Source organism: Bacteroides sp. QWL-09 (genome assembly GCF_058683585.1).
This window is the reverse complement of record NZ_CM178748.1, coordinates 3,089,412-3,106,382: the sequence shown is the minus strand read 5'-3', so window position 1 is coordinate 3,106,382 and position 16,971 is coordinate 3,089,412. Positions and strand designations below refer to the sequence as shown.

General features: G+C 42.8%; 15 protein-coding genes. 6 read left to right on the top strand and 9 right to left on the bottom strand.

The features are described from left to right. Positions 1-179 precede the first annotated feature (179 nt). From recG to AC4PG5_RS12420, 7 genes are all read right to left on the bottom strand, one after another. The gene (recG, locus tag AC4PG5_RS12450; protein ID WP_492029181.1) at positions 180-2,276 is read right to left on the bottom strand and encodes an ATP-dependent DNA helicase RecG; all 2,097 of its coding nucleotides are present in this window, start codon (positions 2,274-2,276) and stop codon (positions 180-182) included. After that, positions 2,276-2,935, bottom strand: coding sequence for a 2-C-methyl-D-erythritol 4-phosphate cytidylyltransferase (locus AC4PG5_RS12445; protein WP_492030759.1), 660 nt, complete (start codon positions 2,933-2,935; stop codon positions 2,276-2,278). Before AC4PG5_RS12445 ends, recG begins: the two co-directional genes overlap by 1 nt. A 7-nt stretch (positions 2,936-2,942) precedes the next feature. Further along, positions 2,943-3,494 carry a DJ-1 family glyoxalase III gene (locus tag AC4PG5_RS12440; protein ID WP_492029180.1) on the bottom strand — a complete coding sequence of 184 codons (552 nt, stop codon included), beginning with the start codon at positions 3,492-3,494 and terminating at the stop codon, positions 2,943-2,945. Between the two features lie 121 nt (positions 3,495-3,615). Then, a complete protein-coding gene (locus AC4PG5_RS12435) occupies positions 3,616-4,458 on the bottom strand; it encodes an energy transducer TonB family protein (protein WP_492029179.1) in 843 nt (280 codons plus the stop codon). Next, complete coding sequence (locus tag AC4PG5_RS12430) at positions 4,459-4,878, bottom strand: ExbD/TolR family protein (protein WP_492029178.1); 420 nt, start codon at positions 4,876-4,878, stop codon at positions 4,459-4,461. 65 nt (positions 4,879-4,943) lie between these two features. Further along, positions 4,944-5,660, bottom strand: coding sequence for a MotA/TolQ/ExbB proton channel family protein (locus AC4PG5_RS12425; RefSeq protein WP_492029177.1), 717 nt, complete (start codon positions 5,658-5,660; stop codon positions 4,944-4,946). Further along, positions 5,660-6,373 (bottom strand): pyridoxine 5'-phosphate synthase, encoded by a 714-nt coding sequence (locus tag AC4PG5_RS12420; protein ID WP_492029176.1) that lies wholly within the window; start codon positions 6,371-6,373, stop codon positions 5,660-5,662. Before AC4PG5_RS12420 ends, AC4PG5_RS12425 begins: the two co-directional genes overlap by 1 nt. A gap of 148 nt (positions 6,374-6,521) precedes the next feature. On the opposite strand from AC4PG5_RS12420, the gene AC4PG5_RS12415 reads away from it, so the two are divergent. Continuing rightward, positions 6,522-7,397 (top strand): NAD kinase, encoded by an 876-nt coding sequence (locus AC4PG5_RS12415; RefSeq protein ID WP_492029175.1) that lies wholly within the window; start codon positions 6,522-6,524, stop codon positions 7,395-7,397. A gap of 82 nt (positions 7,398-7,479) precedes the next feature. Here the strand turns inward: AC4PG5_RS12415 and AC4PG5_RS12410 are convergent, their stop codons facing one another. Beyond that, positions 7,480-8,352, bottom strand: coding sequence for a DUF8429 coiled-coil domain-containing protein (locus AC4PG5_RS12410; protein WP_492029174.1), 873 nt, complete (start codon positions 8,350-8,352; stop codon positions 7,480-7,482). A 246-nt stretch (positions 8,353-8,598) separates the two neighbouring features. Here AC4PG5_RS12410 and mdh point away from each other — a divergent pair, with 246 nt between their 5' ends. The 5 genes from mdh (at position 8,599) to AC4PG5_RS12385 (ending at position 15,711) form a co-directional block, all read left to right on the top strand. Then, on the top strand, positions 8,599-9,540 hold the full coding sequence (gene mdh, locus AC4PG5_RS12405; protein WP_492029173.1) for a malate dehydrogenase: 942 nt from the start codon (positions 8,599-8,601) through the stop codon (positions 9,538-9,540). Positions 9,541-10,772: 1,232 nt separating this feature from the next. Continuing rightward, positions 10,773-12,236, top strand: a complete 1,464-nt coding sequence (locus tag AC4PG5_RS12400) for a TolC family protein (RefSeq protein ID WP_492029172.1) — start codon at positions 10,773-10,775, stop codon at positions 12,234-12,236. Positions 12,237-12,289: 53 nt separating this feature from the next. Then, positions 12,290-13,282: an HlyD family secretion protein gene (locus AC4PG5_RS12395; protein ID WP_492029171.1), complete on the top strand. Its 993-nt coding sequence runs from the start codon at positions 12,290-12,292 to the stop codon at positions 13,280-13,282. A 1-nt stretch (position 13,283) separates the two neighbouring features. After that, a complete protein-coding gene (locus AC4PG5_RS12390; RefSeq protein ID WP_492029170.1) occupies positions 13,284-14,465 on the top strand; it encodes an ABC transporter permease in 1,182 nt (393 codons plus the stop codon). A gap of 1 nt (position 14,466) precedes the next feature. Beyond that, positions 14,467-15,711: an ABC transporter permease gene (locus tag AC4PG5_RS12385; RefSeq protein ID WP_492029169.1), complete on the top strand. Its 1,245-nt coding sequence runs from the start codon at positions 14,467-14,469 to the stop codon at positions 15,709-15,711. A 91-nt stretch (positions 15,712-15,802) separates the two neighbouring features. Here the strand turns inward: AC4PG5_RS12385 and AC4PG5_RS12380 are convergent, their stop codons facing one another. Beyond that, positions 15,803-16,948: a porin gene (locus AC4PG5_RS12380; RefSeq protein WP_492029168.1), complete on the bottom strand. Its 1,146-nt coding sequence runs from the start codon at positions 16,946-16,948 to the stop codon at positions 15,803-15,805. Between the last annotated feature and the right edge of the window lie 23 nt (positions 16,949-16,971).

Genomic DNA, 16,971 nt, shown 5'->3' with positions numbered 1-16,971 from the left:
AAATCCTCCCAAAGATAATCTTTTCACCTGAATGAGGCAAATATTCATTAACGTTTTTTTAGACTAAACGAAGCTAAACAAAGGCATATTCCGCCCATAACTGACTATAAACAAAGCAATAAAGAAGAATACATGTTATAAAACACATTAACAGAAATAAACCTCAGATTAAAACTTTTTCAACTAATGGCTCCCCAATTCATCTTGGCCTTTCGAAGTATCTGAAGCTGTTTCCACAAAATCGCATTTTCAGGACGTTCGCCATTTGGATCATCTTCCACAATATCTTGTGCTATTCCACGCACATATTGCAACAATTGACCATCTCTTGCCAAATCGGCAATCTTCAAATCAAAAGCGACCCCACTTTGTTGAGTCCCCTCCAAATCACCCGGCCCTCTCAATTTCAAGTCAGCTTCAGCGATTTCGAAACCATCATTTGTACGCACCATAATCTCAATGCGCTTCCGCGTCTCCTCCGACAATTTATAATTTGTCACTAAAAGACAATAAGATTGATCCGCTCCACGTCCGACACGACCACGCAACTGATGCAATTGAGATAAGCCAAACCGCTCAGCATTCTCGATAATCATCACAGAAGCATTAGGTACATTCACCCCAACCTCAATAACTGTTGTCGCAACCATGATTTGGGCTTCCCCACTCACAAAACGCTGCATTTCGAGATCCTTCTCAGCAGCTTTCATTTTACCATGTACTTTGCAGACAGAACATTGAGGAAACGCTTCACATATTTGTAAGAATCCATCCTCTAGATTCTTTAAGTCGATCTTCTCACTCTCTTGAATCAGGGGATAAACAATATAAGCCTGACGTCCTTTATCTAGTTCCTGACGGACAAATTTATAGATACTCTCTTTATGTGCATCGAATCGATGAATGGTCGTAATCGGTTTTCTCCCCGGAGGCAGCTCATCAATAATCGAGACCTCCAGATCACCATAAAGTGTCATCGCTAAAGTACGAGGAATAGGAGTTGCCGTCATCACCAACACATGCGGAGGCTGCGCGTTTTTCTTCCACAACTGCGCTCGTTGTGCCACCCCAAAACGATGTTGCTCGTCAATCACCACCAAACCTAAAGAATGAAAACTAACGGTATCCTCAATGACAGCATGAGTGCCGATTAAAATCTGTACCTCTCCAGTTATCAATCCGTTCAAGATCACCTCTCTTTTCTTTCCCTTGATCGATCCGGTCAACAATTCAACACGAATATCCAGTCCCTCGACAAAACCTTTAATTGTTTCATAATGTTGATTGGCCAGAATCTCTGTGGGAGCCATTAAACAAGCTTGATAACTATTATCCAAAGCCAATAACATGCTCATTAATGCCACCAGCGTCTTACCACTTCCTACATCACCTTGCAGCAACCGATTCATTTGTCGTCCGGAGCCCACATCATTACGAATTTCCTTTAATACCCGCTTTTGAGCATTAGTCAATGCAAACGGTAGTTTTTCGGCATAAAACCGATTAAAATAATCGCCAACTCTTTCGAATACATATCCACGAAATTTCCGTTGTCGATCTTTACTATAGCGAAGAATATTTAGCTGTATATAAAAAAGTTCCTCAAATTTAAGGCGATACTGAGCGCGGCGAAGCACCTCCGGATGATCCGGAAAATGAATATTTATAATCGCATCGGTCAACGACATCAAATGATAACGCTCGATCAGCGTCTGCGGTAAAGTCTCCTCTAAAGGTTCATTCAATTGACGAATCACGGTTGATATGATCTTCTCCAACGCATGAGAATTCAGAAAATGACGCTTCATTTTCTCAGTCGTATTATAATAAGGCTGTAATCCTAAAGAAGAAAGATTGAGTTCACTTGGCAAGTCCACATCAGGATGAGCCACATTGATTCGGCCATTAAACACCGTTGGTTTGCCAAAAACAATATAGTCCTCATGCAGTTTATATTTACCCAACACAAATTTACTACCTTGAAACCAGACCAAGTCTACCACTCCCGTGCCATCAGAAAAATGAGCGACCAAACGTTTCTGCCGCCCCTCACCAAAAGTCTCGAAACCTATAATCTTCCCCTTCAATTGGATATACGGCATATTTCCATCTAATTCACGAATGGAATAGATGCGACTCCGATCAACATATTTATAAGGGAAATAGAACATCAAATCGTGTACCGAAAAGATTTCTAACTCCTTATTTAATACGCCCGCTCTTTGGGGTCCAACGCCGGAAATATATTTGATATCTCTAGTCGATAAATCGAACATTACAGCAAAGCATTACCGATCTTCAAGTCGAACGGTGTTGTGATCTTTATGTTTTCGCGGTTTCCTTCTATTAAGGTAATCTGTTCTCCCAAAGCTTCAACAACAGAGGCATCATCAGTAAAACGAGGATCAAAAGCCTGCCGATAAGCCTGCTTAATCAATTTTAAGTCGAATGTTTGTGGGGTCTGCACCAATCGATACTGCGACCGATCTACCGTACGACTACCCAGCTCCGTCAGTTCTCGAACGGTATCCACAATCCTCACAACAGGTATCACGGCTCTATTCTCAGTCGCCTGTTCAAAACACCGCTGAATAACATCCAAAGAAACAAACGGGCGAACTCCATCATGAATAGCAACAACCCCTTCCCCATCGATCAAAGCCAAGCCATTGCGTACCGAATGAAAGCGAGATTCCCCTCCATCAGCAACCACATGTTCCACTTGACAATGATACTTCTCACACAACTCACTCCAATAGCTCCGTTGATCAGAAGGCAAGACCAATACGATTTTTAGTTGTTGGTCATAATCACGAAACCGCTCCAGTGTTCGCAAAAGCACAGGTTTTCCACCGAGCAACAGAAACTGTTTAGGCACTTCACTGCCCATCCGCATTCCTTGCCCCCCGGCCACAATCAAGGCATACCGATTCATATCCGAGTTATCGAGTGATGCACATGGCATCCACCAATTCGTTTACTTTTTCTTCACCGCAAAGCAGCTGTACAATATTCAAGGACAACTCCATCGCAGCTCCGGGTGCACGTCCTGTCAGATAGTTTCCGTCGACAACCACATCGGTATCCACGCAATCGGCACCTTTAAGATACTGTTCAAAGCCCGGATAACAAGTTGCTTTTCGACCCTCCAACAGACCTAACTTACCCAAAACCATCGGGGCAGCACAAATAGCTGCAATTGGTTTTTGCTGTCCGGCAAAATGCACTAATTCTCGGCGTAAGCCTTCATGAGCATCGAGTGTTGCGGCTCCAGGCATTCCTCCAGGCAAGAACAACAACGACGCATCTTGAAAATCACAATTTTCAAAGTTCACATCGCATAGCACAGATACATCGTGTGCCCCCACCACAATTTCGTCCGGTGTAACAGATACAATCTTTACATTTAACCCGGCACGTCTCAAGGTGTCGACTACGGTAAACGCTTCAATTTCTTCGAAGCCATCGGCAAAAAAAGCATATACAGTTTCCATAAGCAAAAAAATAAATATAAAATCTCTATCAGCAACGAGCTATTGAGATTTGCAATTTTCCGAATAATTATAAAATCAGTTCTAGATAACGAGATGAATTCCTTTATCTAATAAGGAACAATTATCTCAGTTTAAAATAATAAGTAATCGTTCCAACTTGGTTATTCACCCCCTGCACCGAATTAAATCGAGCACGCTTAGCAGCATCTTCAGCCGCTTTACGCAAAGCAGGACTCACCGTATTGGTTTTCCGATTAATACTCGTCGCGATCACCTCTCCGGAAGGGCTGACTGTGATTGTAACCACAACGCGGCCCTCCTCTTGCACATTATAGGCCGGTCTAGGCAACCCCCCATTCCCTATAGAACGTCCGCCAAGATCAAATGTTCCATAGCCGGGCGATCCACTTTTCGCGCCAGTCGACGAATTTCCGTCACGACTGCCCTCAACGCCTTGTCCGCTAGTAGCCGTTCCTTTATTTCCTCCCATCTGAGCACCTTTTCCAAAAGCACCGGCCACTCGTTGTTTAGCAGCCTCTGCAGCTTCCTTACGAGCTTGTTCCTCTTTAGCCTCCTGCAAACGTTTCGCTTCGGCCGCTTTCTCCTCAGCGCTCTTCTGAGGTTTCTTTATTTCTTTCGTCTTAATTATTTTCTTTTCTTTTTCAGCTTTCGGTTTAAGCGCTACAGTCTCTTCATCCTTCTGAGTCATCAAGTCCTGCTCACTCACAGTCTCCGGCTCCGCATTAGCCGCGACCTCCGGTTCCGTCATCACGTCCACATCCACCAACGAGGGATCATCCAGTCCATTGGCCGCATCCACATTACCCATAATAACCGGTATGCCACCAAGCTCCTCCTTAATCGGCGTTTGAATGGTGATCAGAATTAAAAGGACAATCACCGCCAGACACACCAAGAGTGTACCCACCGCACCGATTATCTTTCCTTTCTTTTCGTTATCCATTTACTTCCTCTTTTCCGGCGGGCGAGTCGCCAACACCATTTTAAAATGATTTTCATTCGCGATATTCAATATGCGAACGATCTCTCTGTAGGGTACCGATTCATCGGCATAAAGAGCCACAAACATCTCAGGTTCTTTCTGAGCACAACTCTGCAGAAAAGGAGTCAGTTCCTCAAAGTCCAACGTCCGTTCTTTCTCATTACCAAAAGCCGCAAAGAGGTTTAAATCTTTATCAATAATCACCCGAGTCAGCGGTTTAGCCGACGTCTGCTGCTTACCCTGAGGCAAAAGCACTTTGATCGCATTGGGCGAAACCGCAGTCGACGTAATCATAAAGAAAATCAATAACAGGAAGATGACATCCGTCATTGAAGCCATGCTGAAGTTCGGTGATATTTTAGTTCTTCTTTTTAATGCCATAATAATCCACTGATAGCCTATACGCTATAAATTAGTTACTACAAACGATGATCAAAACACGAACGTTATTTCGCCGGTTCGTTCAAGAGATCCATAAATTCCATGGTACGCGACTCCATCTTATTAATTACCCGGTCGACCAACATCACCAAATAATTATAAGCAAACATCGCAATAATACCGACGATCAAACCACCAACAGTTGTAATCATCGCTTCATAGATACCGCCAGACAATAAAGTGATATCCACATTTCCACTACCGGCGTTAGCCATTTCGTAAAACGCACTGACCATACCCGTCACGGTACCCAAGAATCCCAACATCGGCGCACCTCCGGCGATAGTCGCCATGACAGCCAGTCCCTTCTCGAGTTTTGCAACCTCTAGATTTCCGACATTCTCAATAGCCACCTGCACATCATTAATTGGACGCCCAAGTCGGCTGATTCCCTTTTCAATCATACGTGCCGATGGTGTATTCATCGAGCGACAGTAAATAATCGCTGCCTTGATCTCTCCGCTATGAATATAATCTTTAATTTTATCCATAAACATCGGATCTTCCTTACCCGCCTTGCGGATGACATAATAACGCTCGAACAAAATATAAAAGCAAGCGGCTAAAAGCGCACCCAGAAGGATCATAATCCATCCCCCCTTCATTGCCATGTCAAACATATTCATTTCAGGGGTACTCACCGGAGTCAAGACCGGGTTCGATGTAGCCAGTGAATCGGCCACACTCATTGCTCCTTGAGCAAACAAAATCATAGAATTCATTAGCGAAGGCAGTTTTTATATTCCTGAATCGTACGTTCCAATCCCAAATACAATGCCTCACTGATCAACGCATGTCCGATAGAAACCTCATCCAACCATGGAATATTCGTGTATAAATAATTTAAATTCTCTAAACTCAAGTCGTGTCCGGCATTCAGCCCCAGTCCAAGTTTACGTGCCACTTTAGCAGCCTCAACAAAAGGAGCGATCGCTTCTTCAGGATTTTTCGGGAAATTAGTCGCATAAGGTTCGGTATAGAGTTCCACACGATCGGCACCGGCCTTAGCCGCATACTCCACCATTTCAGGATCAGCGGCAACAAACACCGATGTGCGAATGCCCACACTACTAAATCCGTCAAGCACCTCAGTCAAGAATTCTAAATTTTCCTTGGTATTCCAACCGGCATTAGACGTAATCTGAGACGGATCATCCGGAACCAAAGTCACCTGATGCGGTTTAACCTTTAATACCAAATCAATAAATTCAGGCGAAGGATACCCCTCTATATTAAATTCAGTTCTCAACAACGGACGTAAATCATACACATCTTTCCGGCGGATATGACGTTCATCCGGACGAGGATGGACCGTAATACCGTCAGCACCAAATTTTTCACAATCAAGAGCCACATTAACCACATTAGGAACATTCCCTCCACGTGCATTTCTGAGCGTAGCTACTTTATTGATGTTTACACTTAATTTTGTCATAACTTTATGCAATATTTGCCACAAAAATACGAATATTATTATTAGCTGCCTAATAATAAGAAAGGCATTCTACCTTCTTTTTTGGTTATTTAAACTAGGAAAACAAGAAAAAAATGCCAAATTTGCAAAACAATCAACATCAAAGCTTATGAAGTTTGCGATATTCGGAAATACATTTCAACCACAGAAAGCCGGTTTGGTCGAGGCTCTTCTTGATTTGTTAGAACAAAAAGGAGCAGAGATTCTCATTTGTCGGGAGTTTTACAATACACAACAAATAGATCCAACTCATTCTCAACCCAATATCACGCTTTTCGAAGGCGACGACTTTAAAGCCGATATCATTATCAGTTTGGGGGGAGATGGCACCTTTTTAAAAACCGCCAGCCGCGTGGCTCCGAAAGGTCTCCCGATCCTAGGAATCAACACCGGACGATTAGGGTTCCTGACCGATGCTTCGGCCGACGAGATGGAGAATGCCATCAATGAAATCTATTCAGGGAAATACTGCATCGAAGAGCGAAGCATGCTTCAGCTCACTTGCGAAGATCACGACATGCAGTCCTCACCCTACGCCCTAAACGAGGTTGCCATCCTCAAACGAGATTGTGCTTCAATGATCAGTATACACACCACGATCAACCACACTTATCTCAACACCTATCAAGCCGACGGATTAGTAATCTCAACCCCTACCGGTTCGACCGCCTATTCACTAAGTGTTGGAGGCCCCATCATGGCTCCACACACCAATACCATAGCCATCACGCCGGTAGCCCCGCACAGCCTCAACGTTCGTCCAATCGTCATTCGCGATGATTGGGAAATCACACTCGATGTTGAAAGTCGCAGTCACAATTTCCTTGTTGCTATTGACGGGCGCAATGAGACCTGCAAAGAAGGCACGCGCCTCACGATTCGTCGTGCTCCCCATACCGTAAAAGTCATTAAACAGTCCACCCACACCTTTTTCGATCTCTTGCGTAATAAGATGATGTGGGGCATTGACGGACGAAACAAATAGGCACAAACTAAAAACCGACCACTAATCCAATGTTAGCGGTCGGCTTCTATACCAATATTTATTAATTAACAATACGATGGTCTTATTCCAGCGTGAACCGCTGTGAACCAATCAAATTACCGTCGGCAAAAATGTCCAATCGATAATTTCCGGCATAAAGAAACTCCTCGACATCCCAGAACACATTTACATTCTGTTCTTCACCATTATAGTCGATATACTTCTTTATAGAATAAGGCAGCGTACGGTTTTCGTAGCTGAACGTCTGCGACGTCCCCTTAGTCAAAATATCATTATCCGGTTTCGCGATACAAATATATACAATACGTTCGCCCGCTTCAGCCGTTACGTTTTTTGCAATCGTAAATCCAACAGCCAACTTCACCACGTCCTTAACTCGTTTAGCTTTCTTTCCCCGTTTCGTACGAGGTTCAACCCAAACATTAGTGGCATCAAGCTGAGCAGCAAGTGTTACCTTTTTATTTAAGTTCTTCTTTTCTTCAGCCAGCGTATTAATGCGTTGAGAAGCCGTATTATATTTCTCAGTCACCTCAGCGATCACCTGTTTCTGCTTGGTCGTCAACCGATTGAGCGAGTCAATTTGGTTAATATACCCCACCATGATCTTTCTCAACGTCGACAATTCCTTCTTCAGACGTCTGATTTCGGATGCATTGGTACTTTTCACCGTACGTAACTCTTCCAAAAGGCGTTGCGTTTTCACCTGTTCCTGTTCAAGCAAATTAGCTAAAGAGTCGTTCGATACCGTCATTTTCAACTCATCATATTGTTGCGAGAAACGGGAATACTCATTTTCCAAATCCTCTTTATCCAGTTGAAATTCCTTCACCAACTCCCGATTCGCTTTCTTTTCAGAATAGAGCAGAAAAGTTACCCCAATCATGGCAATCACCAATACCGCAACAGATACTATCAGTAGATTTTTCTTATTCATTTGATTTAAGTATATAAAATAAACGCCGCAAAAGTAAGCATTTTAATCCGAAGTCATTCACGATTGCTTCTTAAAGAAAAGCAAAAGTTCTATCGATGTTTTAACAAATCTGAAAAAGCGGCTTTTAAAGCTCTTTTCTTTAACGAAAATTATTATGGAAAAATTTCTTTAATACGGATTATCGTTGTACTTTTGTCGGAAGAAAAAGACTAAAGTAATTATCAACTTTTTTAAAATATAAGTATTATGTCAAAAGTAACCGTAGTAGGCGCAGGTAACGTAGGTGCTACATGTGCAAATGTTCTTGCTTTCAACGAAGTAGCAGATCAAGTAGTTATGCTCGATGTTAAAGAAGGCGTATCAGAAGGTAAAGCAATGGATATGATGCAGACTGCTCAATTGTTGGGATTCGACACAACCATGGTAGGCTGTACAAACGACTATGCTCAAACTGCAAACTCTGACGTTGTTGTGATCACTTCAGGTATTCCACGTAAACCGGGTATGACTCGTGAAGAATTGATCGGCGTAAACGCAGGTATTGTTAAATCAGTAGCTGAGAACATCTTAAAATATTCTCCAAACGCGATCATCGTAGTGGTATCTAACCCAATGGACACTATGGCTTATTTGTCATTCAAAGCCCTAGGTTTACCAAAGAACCGTATCATCGGTATGGGTGGTGCATTAGACAGCTCACGTTTCAAATATTTCTTGTCACAAGCCTTAAACTGCAATGCTAATGAAGTAGAAGGTATGGTTATCGGTGGTCACGGTGATACCACTATGATTCCTTTAACTCGTTTGGCTACATACAAAGGTATTCCTGTAAGCAGCATCCTTTCTGCTGAAGCATTAGAAAAAGTAGCAGCAGACACGATGGTAGGTGGTGCTACATTAACTAAATTATTAGGTACATCAGCATGGTACGCACCAGGTGCAGCAGCAGCATATGTTGTTGAATCTATCCTACACGACCAAAAGAAGATGATCCCATGTTCAGTATTCTTAGAAGGTGAATACGGTGAATCAGATCTTTGCATCGGTGTTCCTGTAATCTTAGGCAAGAACGGTATCGAGAAGATCGTTGAACTAGAATTGAACGCTGACGAAAAAGCTAAATTCGCTGCTAGCGCAAAAGCTGTTCACGGTACTAACGCTGCATTGAAAGAAGTAGGCGCACTTTAATTTGCGTTATACGCTATAAACATTCAAAGGGAGGATGAGTCAGAATACGACTCATCCTCCTTTTTCTTTATACATAAGAACGTTGAGCAACGATCACTTCAACGCTTCTAAAATCTCCGGGCATAGTCCAAAGAAGTCTAAGATAGAATTGGGCGATTGATCGTCTTTTACTGTGAGAAGCAATCACACCTAAATATAGATCTGCAAAAATATAAATCTGCAAACGCCAAGTTGTGTGCACCAACAAGACGAAAGACAGGAAAAATGTCGGAAAAGACAGATTTATAAGAGAAAACCCACTTCAAATCCGGACTATTTTATAGATTTACAAACCTAATAACGGTTTGGCTTTAAAAGGCCGACCATTTCAGGTCTGAAAATCTAATGGCGTAAACCTATTTAGTGTAACAAAAAATGAACTACCCAGATTTTCAGAGATAAAAGATCAAAGTTGTCTAGAATATCAGGATAAGAAAAATAAAATAGGCTCTCTTTTCAAACTAAGAGAATAAAAAACGGCCTACGCAAACCCGTCAAAAGCACGACGTAATCAGCAAAAGTCAGTCCGCCGACGTTATTTTTCGAGATTCACGCGAGAAGCAAAAAGTTTCATCCTGACGAATCTCTAGTTTCATCCTAACGAAACAGAATTTTCAAACGGACAAACTTTTAGTTTCAAAGTTTGAAAATATTTTTCCAAAAGAGGAAACTAAAAGGGCAAGCTGTAGAATTTGGAGTTTCACCGCTTGAAAACAGAAATCCGCCCTTTGAATAAATGATAGAAGACCTTGGCCATTGTCAGAGAAACACAGGTCGATAAGGTGATAGATCATTGATCTTGCACCGATCTGCAACCGATCTGCAACGCACGATTAAACTTGAATATCAAACACTTACAATCGATCTGTGACAGGTGACAGATCATTATCGAAAAAACAACTTCAGGAGAAGGTGATTATTAAGTTACTGGAGCCCGATAACCCTAGATCAGTATTAACAAGGTTCGAAAAAAGAGCAGGAACAGCCTATGCCAAAGAAAGCGAGTGAAAAGAAGAACTTAAAAAAACAAAAAGACTTTGCGCTTTCGAAGAAAGGGCTTAATTTTGCATCGTTGTTTATGCAATCATTTACAAAATCAACAGAGGAAATAAACTTCTAAAAAAGGAAAAATAAATCCGTTGAACCAGAGATTAAAAAATCAATATTATAATCCTATCAATATGCAAGATGCAATGAAAAAATTGTTCGTTCTAATCCTTCTTTTAAGCCTAAACTTTTCAACAAAAGCACAAAATGTTTTAAGCTTAGATAGTTGCCGTGCATTAGCACTTGCCAACAATAAGGAATTGCTCATCAGCAATGAGAAAATCACAGCGGCACGCTATGAACGCAAAGCTGCCTTTACGAACTACCTGCCTAATATTTCGGCAACGGGAACGTATATGAGAAATCAGAAAGAACTTTCGATACTCAACAACGACCAGAAAGCTGCTCTTTCGGGATTAGGCACTACCATTGGCGGTAGCGTACAACAAGCGGCTACAGCCATCGTACAACAACACCCGGAACTTGCTCCCCTCATCTCTTCACTCGGAGGAGCAGTCGGCGCTATGGTTCCCGGTATGAACCAAATGGGCAGTTCCATCGTCGACGCGTTCCGCACAGACACCCGCAACGTATACGCCGGTACGCTAACTTTGACCCAACCGCTCTACATGGGAGGAAAAATCAGAGCTTACAACAAAATCACCAAATATGCCGAAGAGTTGGCCCGTCAGCAACATCATAATGGGTTGCAAGAGGTCATCTTAAGCACTGATCAGGCCTACTGGCAAGTCGTTTCATTGGCTTCCAAAAAGAAATTGGCCGAAGGCTATCTGAAACTGTTGCAACAGTTGGATAACGATGTGGAGAAGATGATTGCCGAAGGAGTAGCCACAAAAGCCGATGGATTGTCGGTGAGAGTAAAGGTTAACGAGGCCGAGATGACCCTCACTAAGGTAGAAGATGGGTTAAGCCTAGCTAAGATGTTACTTTGCCAGATTTGTGGAATCGACCTCAGCTTACCCATCACTTTGGCTGACGAAAACATGGATCAGCTTCCTCTCGCAGCGATAGATAACGGCTTCGATATGGCTACAGCTTATGCCAATCGTCCCGAAATCAAAAGTTTGCAATTAGCGACACAGATCTATCATCAGAAGGTGAATGTCACACGCGCTGAACACCTCCCATCATTGGCTTTGGTTGGCAACTATATGATGACGAACCCTTCGATGTTCAACGGATTTGAGAATAAATTCAAAGGCATGTGGAATGTCGGTGTCGTTTTACAAGTTCCAATCTGGCATTGGGGTGAAGGAAACTATAAAGTAAAAGCTGCAAAGGCAGAAGCTCGCATGGCAGAATATCGTCTGGCAGATGTGAGAGAAAAAGTAGAACTGCAAGTCAACCAAGCCTCATTCAAAGTCAAAGAAGCGATGAAAAAGCTCACCATGTCGACCAAAAACATGGAAAAGGCGGACGAGAATCTACGTTATGCCACTCTAGGCTTTAAAGAAGGCGTCATTGCTACGAGCAATGTTTTGGAAGCACAAACCGTTTGGCTTTCAGCTCAGTCGGAAAAGATCGATGCGCAAATCGACGTTAAGTTGACCGAGCTTTACCTACAAAAGTCGTTAGGTACGCTTCGATAAACCTTATTCAAACTCATTCATTACATTCATCGAAAATTAAAATTATAAACGATATGTCTTCAACTAAATCACAAAACAGCAATATGTTACTTGCCTTCCTAACCCTGTTAGGAGTTATCGCCATCGTGGCGGTTGTCGGTTTTTTCATGCTTCGCAAAGGCCCTGAAATTATTCAAGGACAAGCCGAAGTGAACGAATACAGAGTATCGAGTAAAGTCCCCGGACGTATTTTAGAGTTTCGCGTTAAAGAGGGACAAAAGGTTAATGCCGGCGACACCCTCGCCATTTTGGAAGCTCCGGAAGTGATGGCTAAGATGGAACAAGCGCGCGCGGCAGAGTCGGCTGCTCAAGCACAAAATTTAAAAGCCATCAAGGGTGCCCGTCAAGAACAGATTCAGGCAGCCTACGAGATGTGGCAAAAATCACGTGCAGGAGTAACGATTGCCGAGAAATCATATAAACGAGTGAAGAATTTATTCGATCAAGGGGTACTTCCCGCACAGAAGTTCGACGAGGTGACCGCACAGCGGGATGCAGCTATCGCCACCGAGAAAGCAGCGAAAGCTCAATACACCATGGCTAAGAATGGAGCTGAGCGTGAAGACAAGATGGCGGCAGAAGCACTAGTCAACCGTGCCAAAGGAGCTGTAGCCGAAGTTGAGTCGTATATCAAGGAAACTTATCTGATCGCTCAAGCTGCAGGTGAGGTTTCGGAGATTTTCCCTAAAGTCGGCGAACTTGTAGGAACAGGCGCGCCAATCATGAATATTGCCCAACTCGATGAGATGTGGATCACCTTCAATGTTCGTGAAGATTTACTTCAGAGCTTAACCATGGGGGCAGAGTTCGAAGCCATCGTACCGGCGTTGAACAACCAAAGCGTCAAACTAAAAGTCTATTACCTCAAAGATCTAGGTACTTATGCGGCTTGGAAAGCCACTAAAACAACGGGACAGTTCGACTTGAAGACCTTTGAAGTCAAGGCGTCTCCAATAGAAAAAGTAGCCAACCTTCGTCCGGGTATGTCAGTGATCATTAAGAAATAAGATGAACGAAAAGAAAACAAAATATAGTCTGCTTTGGCAGGTCATGAAGAGAGAAAGTCGACGCATGGTCTCGCGACCGCTTTACCTATTCTGTATGGTGATCGCGCCCTTGTTTTGCTATCTCTTCTTCACCACGCTGATGGATTCGGGGTTACCACAGAATCTACCGGCAGGGGTTGTCGACTTAGACCAAAGCACCGTTTCCCGAAGTGCCGTACGCAACCTCGATGCCTTTTCACAGACAGGCGTCGTGGCACACTACAATAGTGTGTCGGAAGCTCGACAGGCCGTACAGAAAGGAGAGATCTACGGTTTCTTCTATCTACCCAAAGGGTTATCAGAAAAGGCACAAAGTCAGCGTCAGCCCAAGATCTCTTTCTATACCAACAACTCTTATCTGATTGCCGGTTCTCTATTGTTTCGCGACATGAAGATGATGGGTGAGCTCACTTCCGGAGCAGCGGCACGCTCAGTGTTATACGCCAAAGGGGCGACCGAAGATCAAGCGATGGCTTTTCTACAGCCTATCGTTATCGATACGCATCCGTTAAATAATCCTTGGCTGAACTACTCGGTGTACCTCTGTAACACGATCATCCCGGGCATATTAATGCTCATGATTTTCATGATTACCGTCTACTCCATCGGTGTAGAAATCAAAGATCGAACGGCACGCGAGTGGTTACGTCTAAGTAACAACTCCATCTATATTGCTTTAGCCGGGAAGCTATTGCCGCAAACGGCCATTTTCTTCCTTATGGGTATCTTCTATAATGTTTACTTGTACGGCTTTTTGCATTTCCCTTGCAATAGCGGAATCACCCCAATGTTATTGGCTACCCTTTGTTTGGTTTTGGCTTCACAATGTTGCGGTATCGTGATGATCGGCACTTTGCCGACCTTGCGACTCGGATTGAGTTTTGCATCGCTTTGGGGAGTGATCTCATTCTCGATCTCCGGATTTACATTCCCGGTGATGGCTATGCACCCCATCCTCCAAGCTTTAAGCAACTTGTTCCCGCTACGCCACTATTTCTTGATCTACGTCGATCAGGCACTTAATGGATACAGTATGGCTTATTCATGGCCTAACTACATGGCTTTACTCATTTTTATGATGCTCCCATTCTTTGTGGTTCATCGCCTGAAAGAAGCCTTGATTTATTATAAATACATTCCTTAATATGAAAGATATAAAATTGAAAGATAAAATCGTAGAAGGCTTTAACGACTTGTTTTATATCTGGAAACGAGAATTCCGAACCACCTTCCGCGATCAAGGGGTACTGATCTTTTTCATTATCGTACCACTATTTTATCCCTTGCTTTATAGTTTCATCTATAACAATGAGGTGATACGTGAAGTACCGACCGTGGTGGTCGATCAATCACGATCAACGTTAAGTCGCGATTATCTACGTAAAGTGGACGCGACCGCCGACGTCAAGATCGTGGCGTATTGTAGTGATATGGAAGAAGCCAAACAAGCCATGAAAGACCGGGAAGCCTATGGTATCATGTACGTTCCGGCCAATTTCAGTCACAGTCTGAATACCGGCAAGCAAACTCAGGTCAGCATCTATTGTGACATGAGTGGATTGTTATATTATAAAGCGATATTAATAGCCAATACCGCTGTATCGCTAGAGATGAATAAGGAGATTAAAGTGATGCGCGCAGGCAATACCACGAATCGCCAGGATGAACTCACGGCCTATCCGATAGAATATGAGGATGTGGCTCTGTTCAACCCGACCAACGGATTTGCAGCATTCCTCATTCCAGCCGTATTGATTTTGATCATCCAACAGACCCTCCTGCTAGGTATTGGTTTAGCTGCAGGTACGGCTCGTGAAAACAATCGTTTTAAGGATCTCGTACCGATCAATCGGCATTATAATGGAACGTTACGTATTGTCTTAGGTAAAGGGTTAAGCTATTTTATGGTCTACACCCTTGTTTCGGTTTATGTATTGTGTGTCGTTCCTCGATTGTTCAGTCTCAATCAGATTGCTCAGCCCACCGATCTGGCTCTGTTTATCGTGCCCTATCTAGCCGCCTGCATTTTCTTTGCGATGACGGCATCAATCGCTATTCGGAACCGCGAAACGTGTATGTTGATCTTTGTCTTCACCTCCGTTCCGTTGCTCTTCATCTCAGGGATATCCTGGCCTGGAGCAGCAATACCGACTTTCTGGAAATACTTCTCATACCTATTTCCATCAAGCTTTGGAATAAACGGCTTTGTCCGACTAAACAACATGGGAGCAACTTTACAGGAAGTCTCATTCGAATATCGAGCTCTTTGGCTGCAAGCCGGCATCTATTTCCTAACCACATGTTGGGTGTACCGTTGGCAAATCCTTACGAGTCGAAAGCATGTGATTGAAAAGTATAAGGAGATGAAAACATTAAAAGCCGATAAATAAGAACTAATATTTAGATATAAATAAAAAAAGGAATAAAGTTTTTAGACTTTATTCCTTTTTTTATTTACACACACTTTATATCAATCGATCATTAAAAGATGATCTGGAATCGAGTCTGAAGACCACTCATATTTTGATTCTCAAAACCTTCTCGATTTTTCACATCAGTATAAGAGTATCTTAAACGCCAAATCATACATTTATTCAAATAGTAATTAACTGTAAATGAAACATCATTGAGGCGACCTCCACGAATATCCGATTTCACACAAGACATATCGGTGTAGTTATACCCTAATACACACTCTAAAGATCCTGCACCTGGAGTAGCAAAGCCACAATCCGAATAAGAATGTTTATAATTTCCTCCAAGAATCAATCCTCTCAAGGTTACGTATGCACCACTGGCTTTATAACTTGGCAACTGATTTTTTCTATCAATCTGCAGATAGTAGTACTGAGTCTCTAATGCCATAGGTCCATAGGCTGCGGCAATCTCAGGAGTAAATTTAAACAAACCTTCAGCGTCTGTAATTGTTGCTCCAATGGCTTTAACTTTTGCAATACGTGTTGGAAAGTTAGAACCTAGGCTAAAGCTAGAGTGGTTCAATGCTGCATCGGCATTAAATCGTGGTTTCTCGTATGCACCGGACAATCCAATCTGGAAAATGGCACCATCTTCACGCAATGGGCGATAAACTAAACGAGACATTGCTCCATAGGCCGTTGATCCCAACTCGTTACTTTGTCTTTTTATGGCTTCGCTTTCAACATGGGCACTTGCCGTACCAAAGAAGGCTTCCTTATCATAAACGAACATTGCTCCAAGCAAACGGGAATTAAAGAATGCTTCGTTACTAGCCGGTTCTTCCATAGTAACTTTCATTGATGAGCTTGTGGCGCTCTGTAAACCAAACTGGTGAACAAAATTACCAACACGTAATAATGAAGACTTCGAAAAGCGTCTTTCTACAAAAGCATCTTTCAAAGAAACTTTACCATATGCATAACCGACATCAACTTTCACCTTATATTTGCCATAAGTTGCTTTAACTCCAGCTCTCAAATCGGGGATAGCAACACCATCAACAAAATTCTCATTAGAGGAATTATACATCCCCGCATCCATCAAAATTCGACCTGTAGGAGTAACCTTCAACACATCTTCATTTTGTGCCATCGCTTGAAAAGAGAGTAGTGATAATCCCAAAACTCCCCATAATTTTATCTTATTCATAATCTATCGACTTCTTTATTAGT

Excerpts from the sequence above, each read along its gene's own strand:
- mdh (WP_492029173.1), top strand. The coding sequence starts at position 8,599 with ATGTCAAAAGTAACCGTAGTAGGCGCAGGTAACGTAGGTGCTACATGT.
- AC4PG5_RS12420 (WP_492029176.1), bottom strand. The coding sequence starts at position 6,373 with ATGACAAAATTAAGTGTAAACATCAATAAAGTAGCTACGCTCAGAAAT.
- AC4PG5_RS12440 (WP_492029180.1), bottom strand. The coding sequence starts at position 3,494 with ATGGAAACTGTATATGCTTTTTTTGCCGATGGCTTCGAAGAAATTGAA.
- AC4PG5_RS12445 (WP_492030759.1), bottom strand. The coding sequence starts at position 2,935 with ATGAATCGGTATGCCTTGATTGTGGCCGGGGGGCAAGGAATGCGGATG.
- AC4PG5_RS12435 (WP_492029179.1), bottom strand. The coding sequence starts at position 4,458 with ATGGATAACGAAAAGAAAGGAAAGATAATCGGTGCGGTGGGTACACTC.
- AC4PG5_RS12410 (WP_492029174.1), bottom strand. The coding sequence starts at position 8,352 with ATGAATAAGAAAAATCTACTGATAGTATCTGTTGCGGTATTGGTGATT.
- AC4PG5_RS12385 (WP_492029169.1), top strand. The coding sequence starts at position 14,467 with ATGAAAGATATAAAATTGAAAGATAAAATCGTAGAAGGCTTTAACGAC.
- AC4PG5_RS12415 (WP_492029175.1), top strand. The coding sequence starts at position 6,522 with ATGAAGTTTGCGATATTCGGAAATACATTTCAACCACAGAAAGCCGGT.
- AC4PG5_RS12390 (WP_492029170.1), top strand. The coding sequence starts at position 13,284 with ATGAACGAAAAGAAAACAAAATATAGTCTGCTTTGGCAGGTCATGAAG.
- AC4PG5_RS12380 (WP_492029168.1), bottom strand. The coding sequence starts at position 16,948 with ATGAATAAGATAAAATTATGGGGAGTTTTGGGATTATCACTACTCTCT.
- AC4PG5_RS12395 (WP_492029171.1), top strand. The coding sequence starts at position 12,290 with ATGTCTTCAACTAAATCACAAAACAGCAATATGTTACTTGCCTTCCTA.
- AC4PG5_RS12425 (WP_492029177.1), bottom strand. The coding sequence starts at position 5,660 with ATGAATTCTATGATTTTGTTTGCTCAAGGAGCAATGAGTGTGGCCGAT.
- AC4PG5_RS12430 (WP_492029178.1), bottom strand. The coding sequence starts at position 4,878 with ATGGCATTAAAAAGAAGAACTAAAATATCACCGAACTTCAGCATGGCT.
- AC4PG5_RS12400 (WP_492029172.1), top strand. The coding sequence starts at position 10,773 with ATGAAAAAATTGTTCGTTCTAATCCTTCTTTTAAGCCTAAACTTTTCA.
- recG (WP_492029181.1), bottom strand. The coding sequence starts at position 2,276 with ATGTTCGATTTATCGACTAGAGATATCAAATATATTTCCGGCGTTGGA.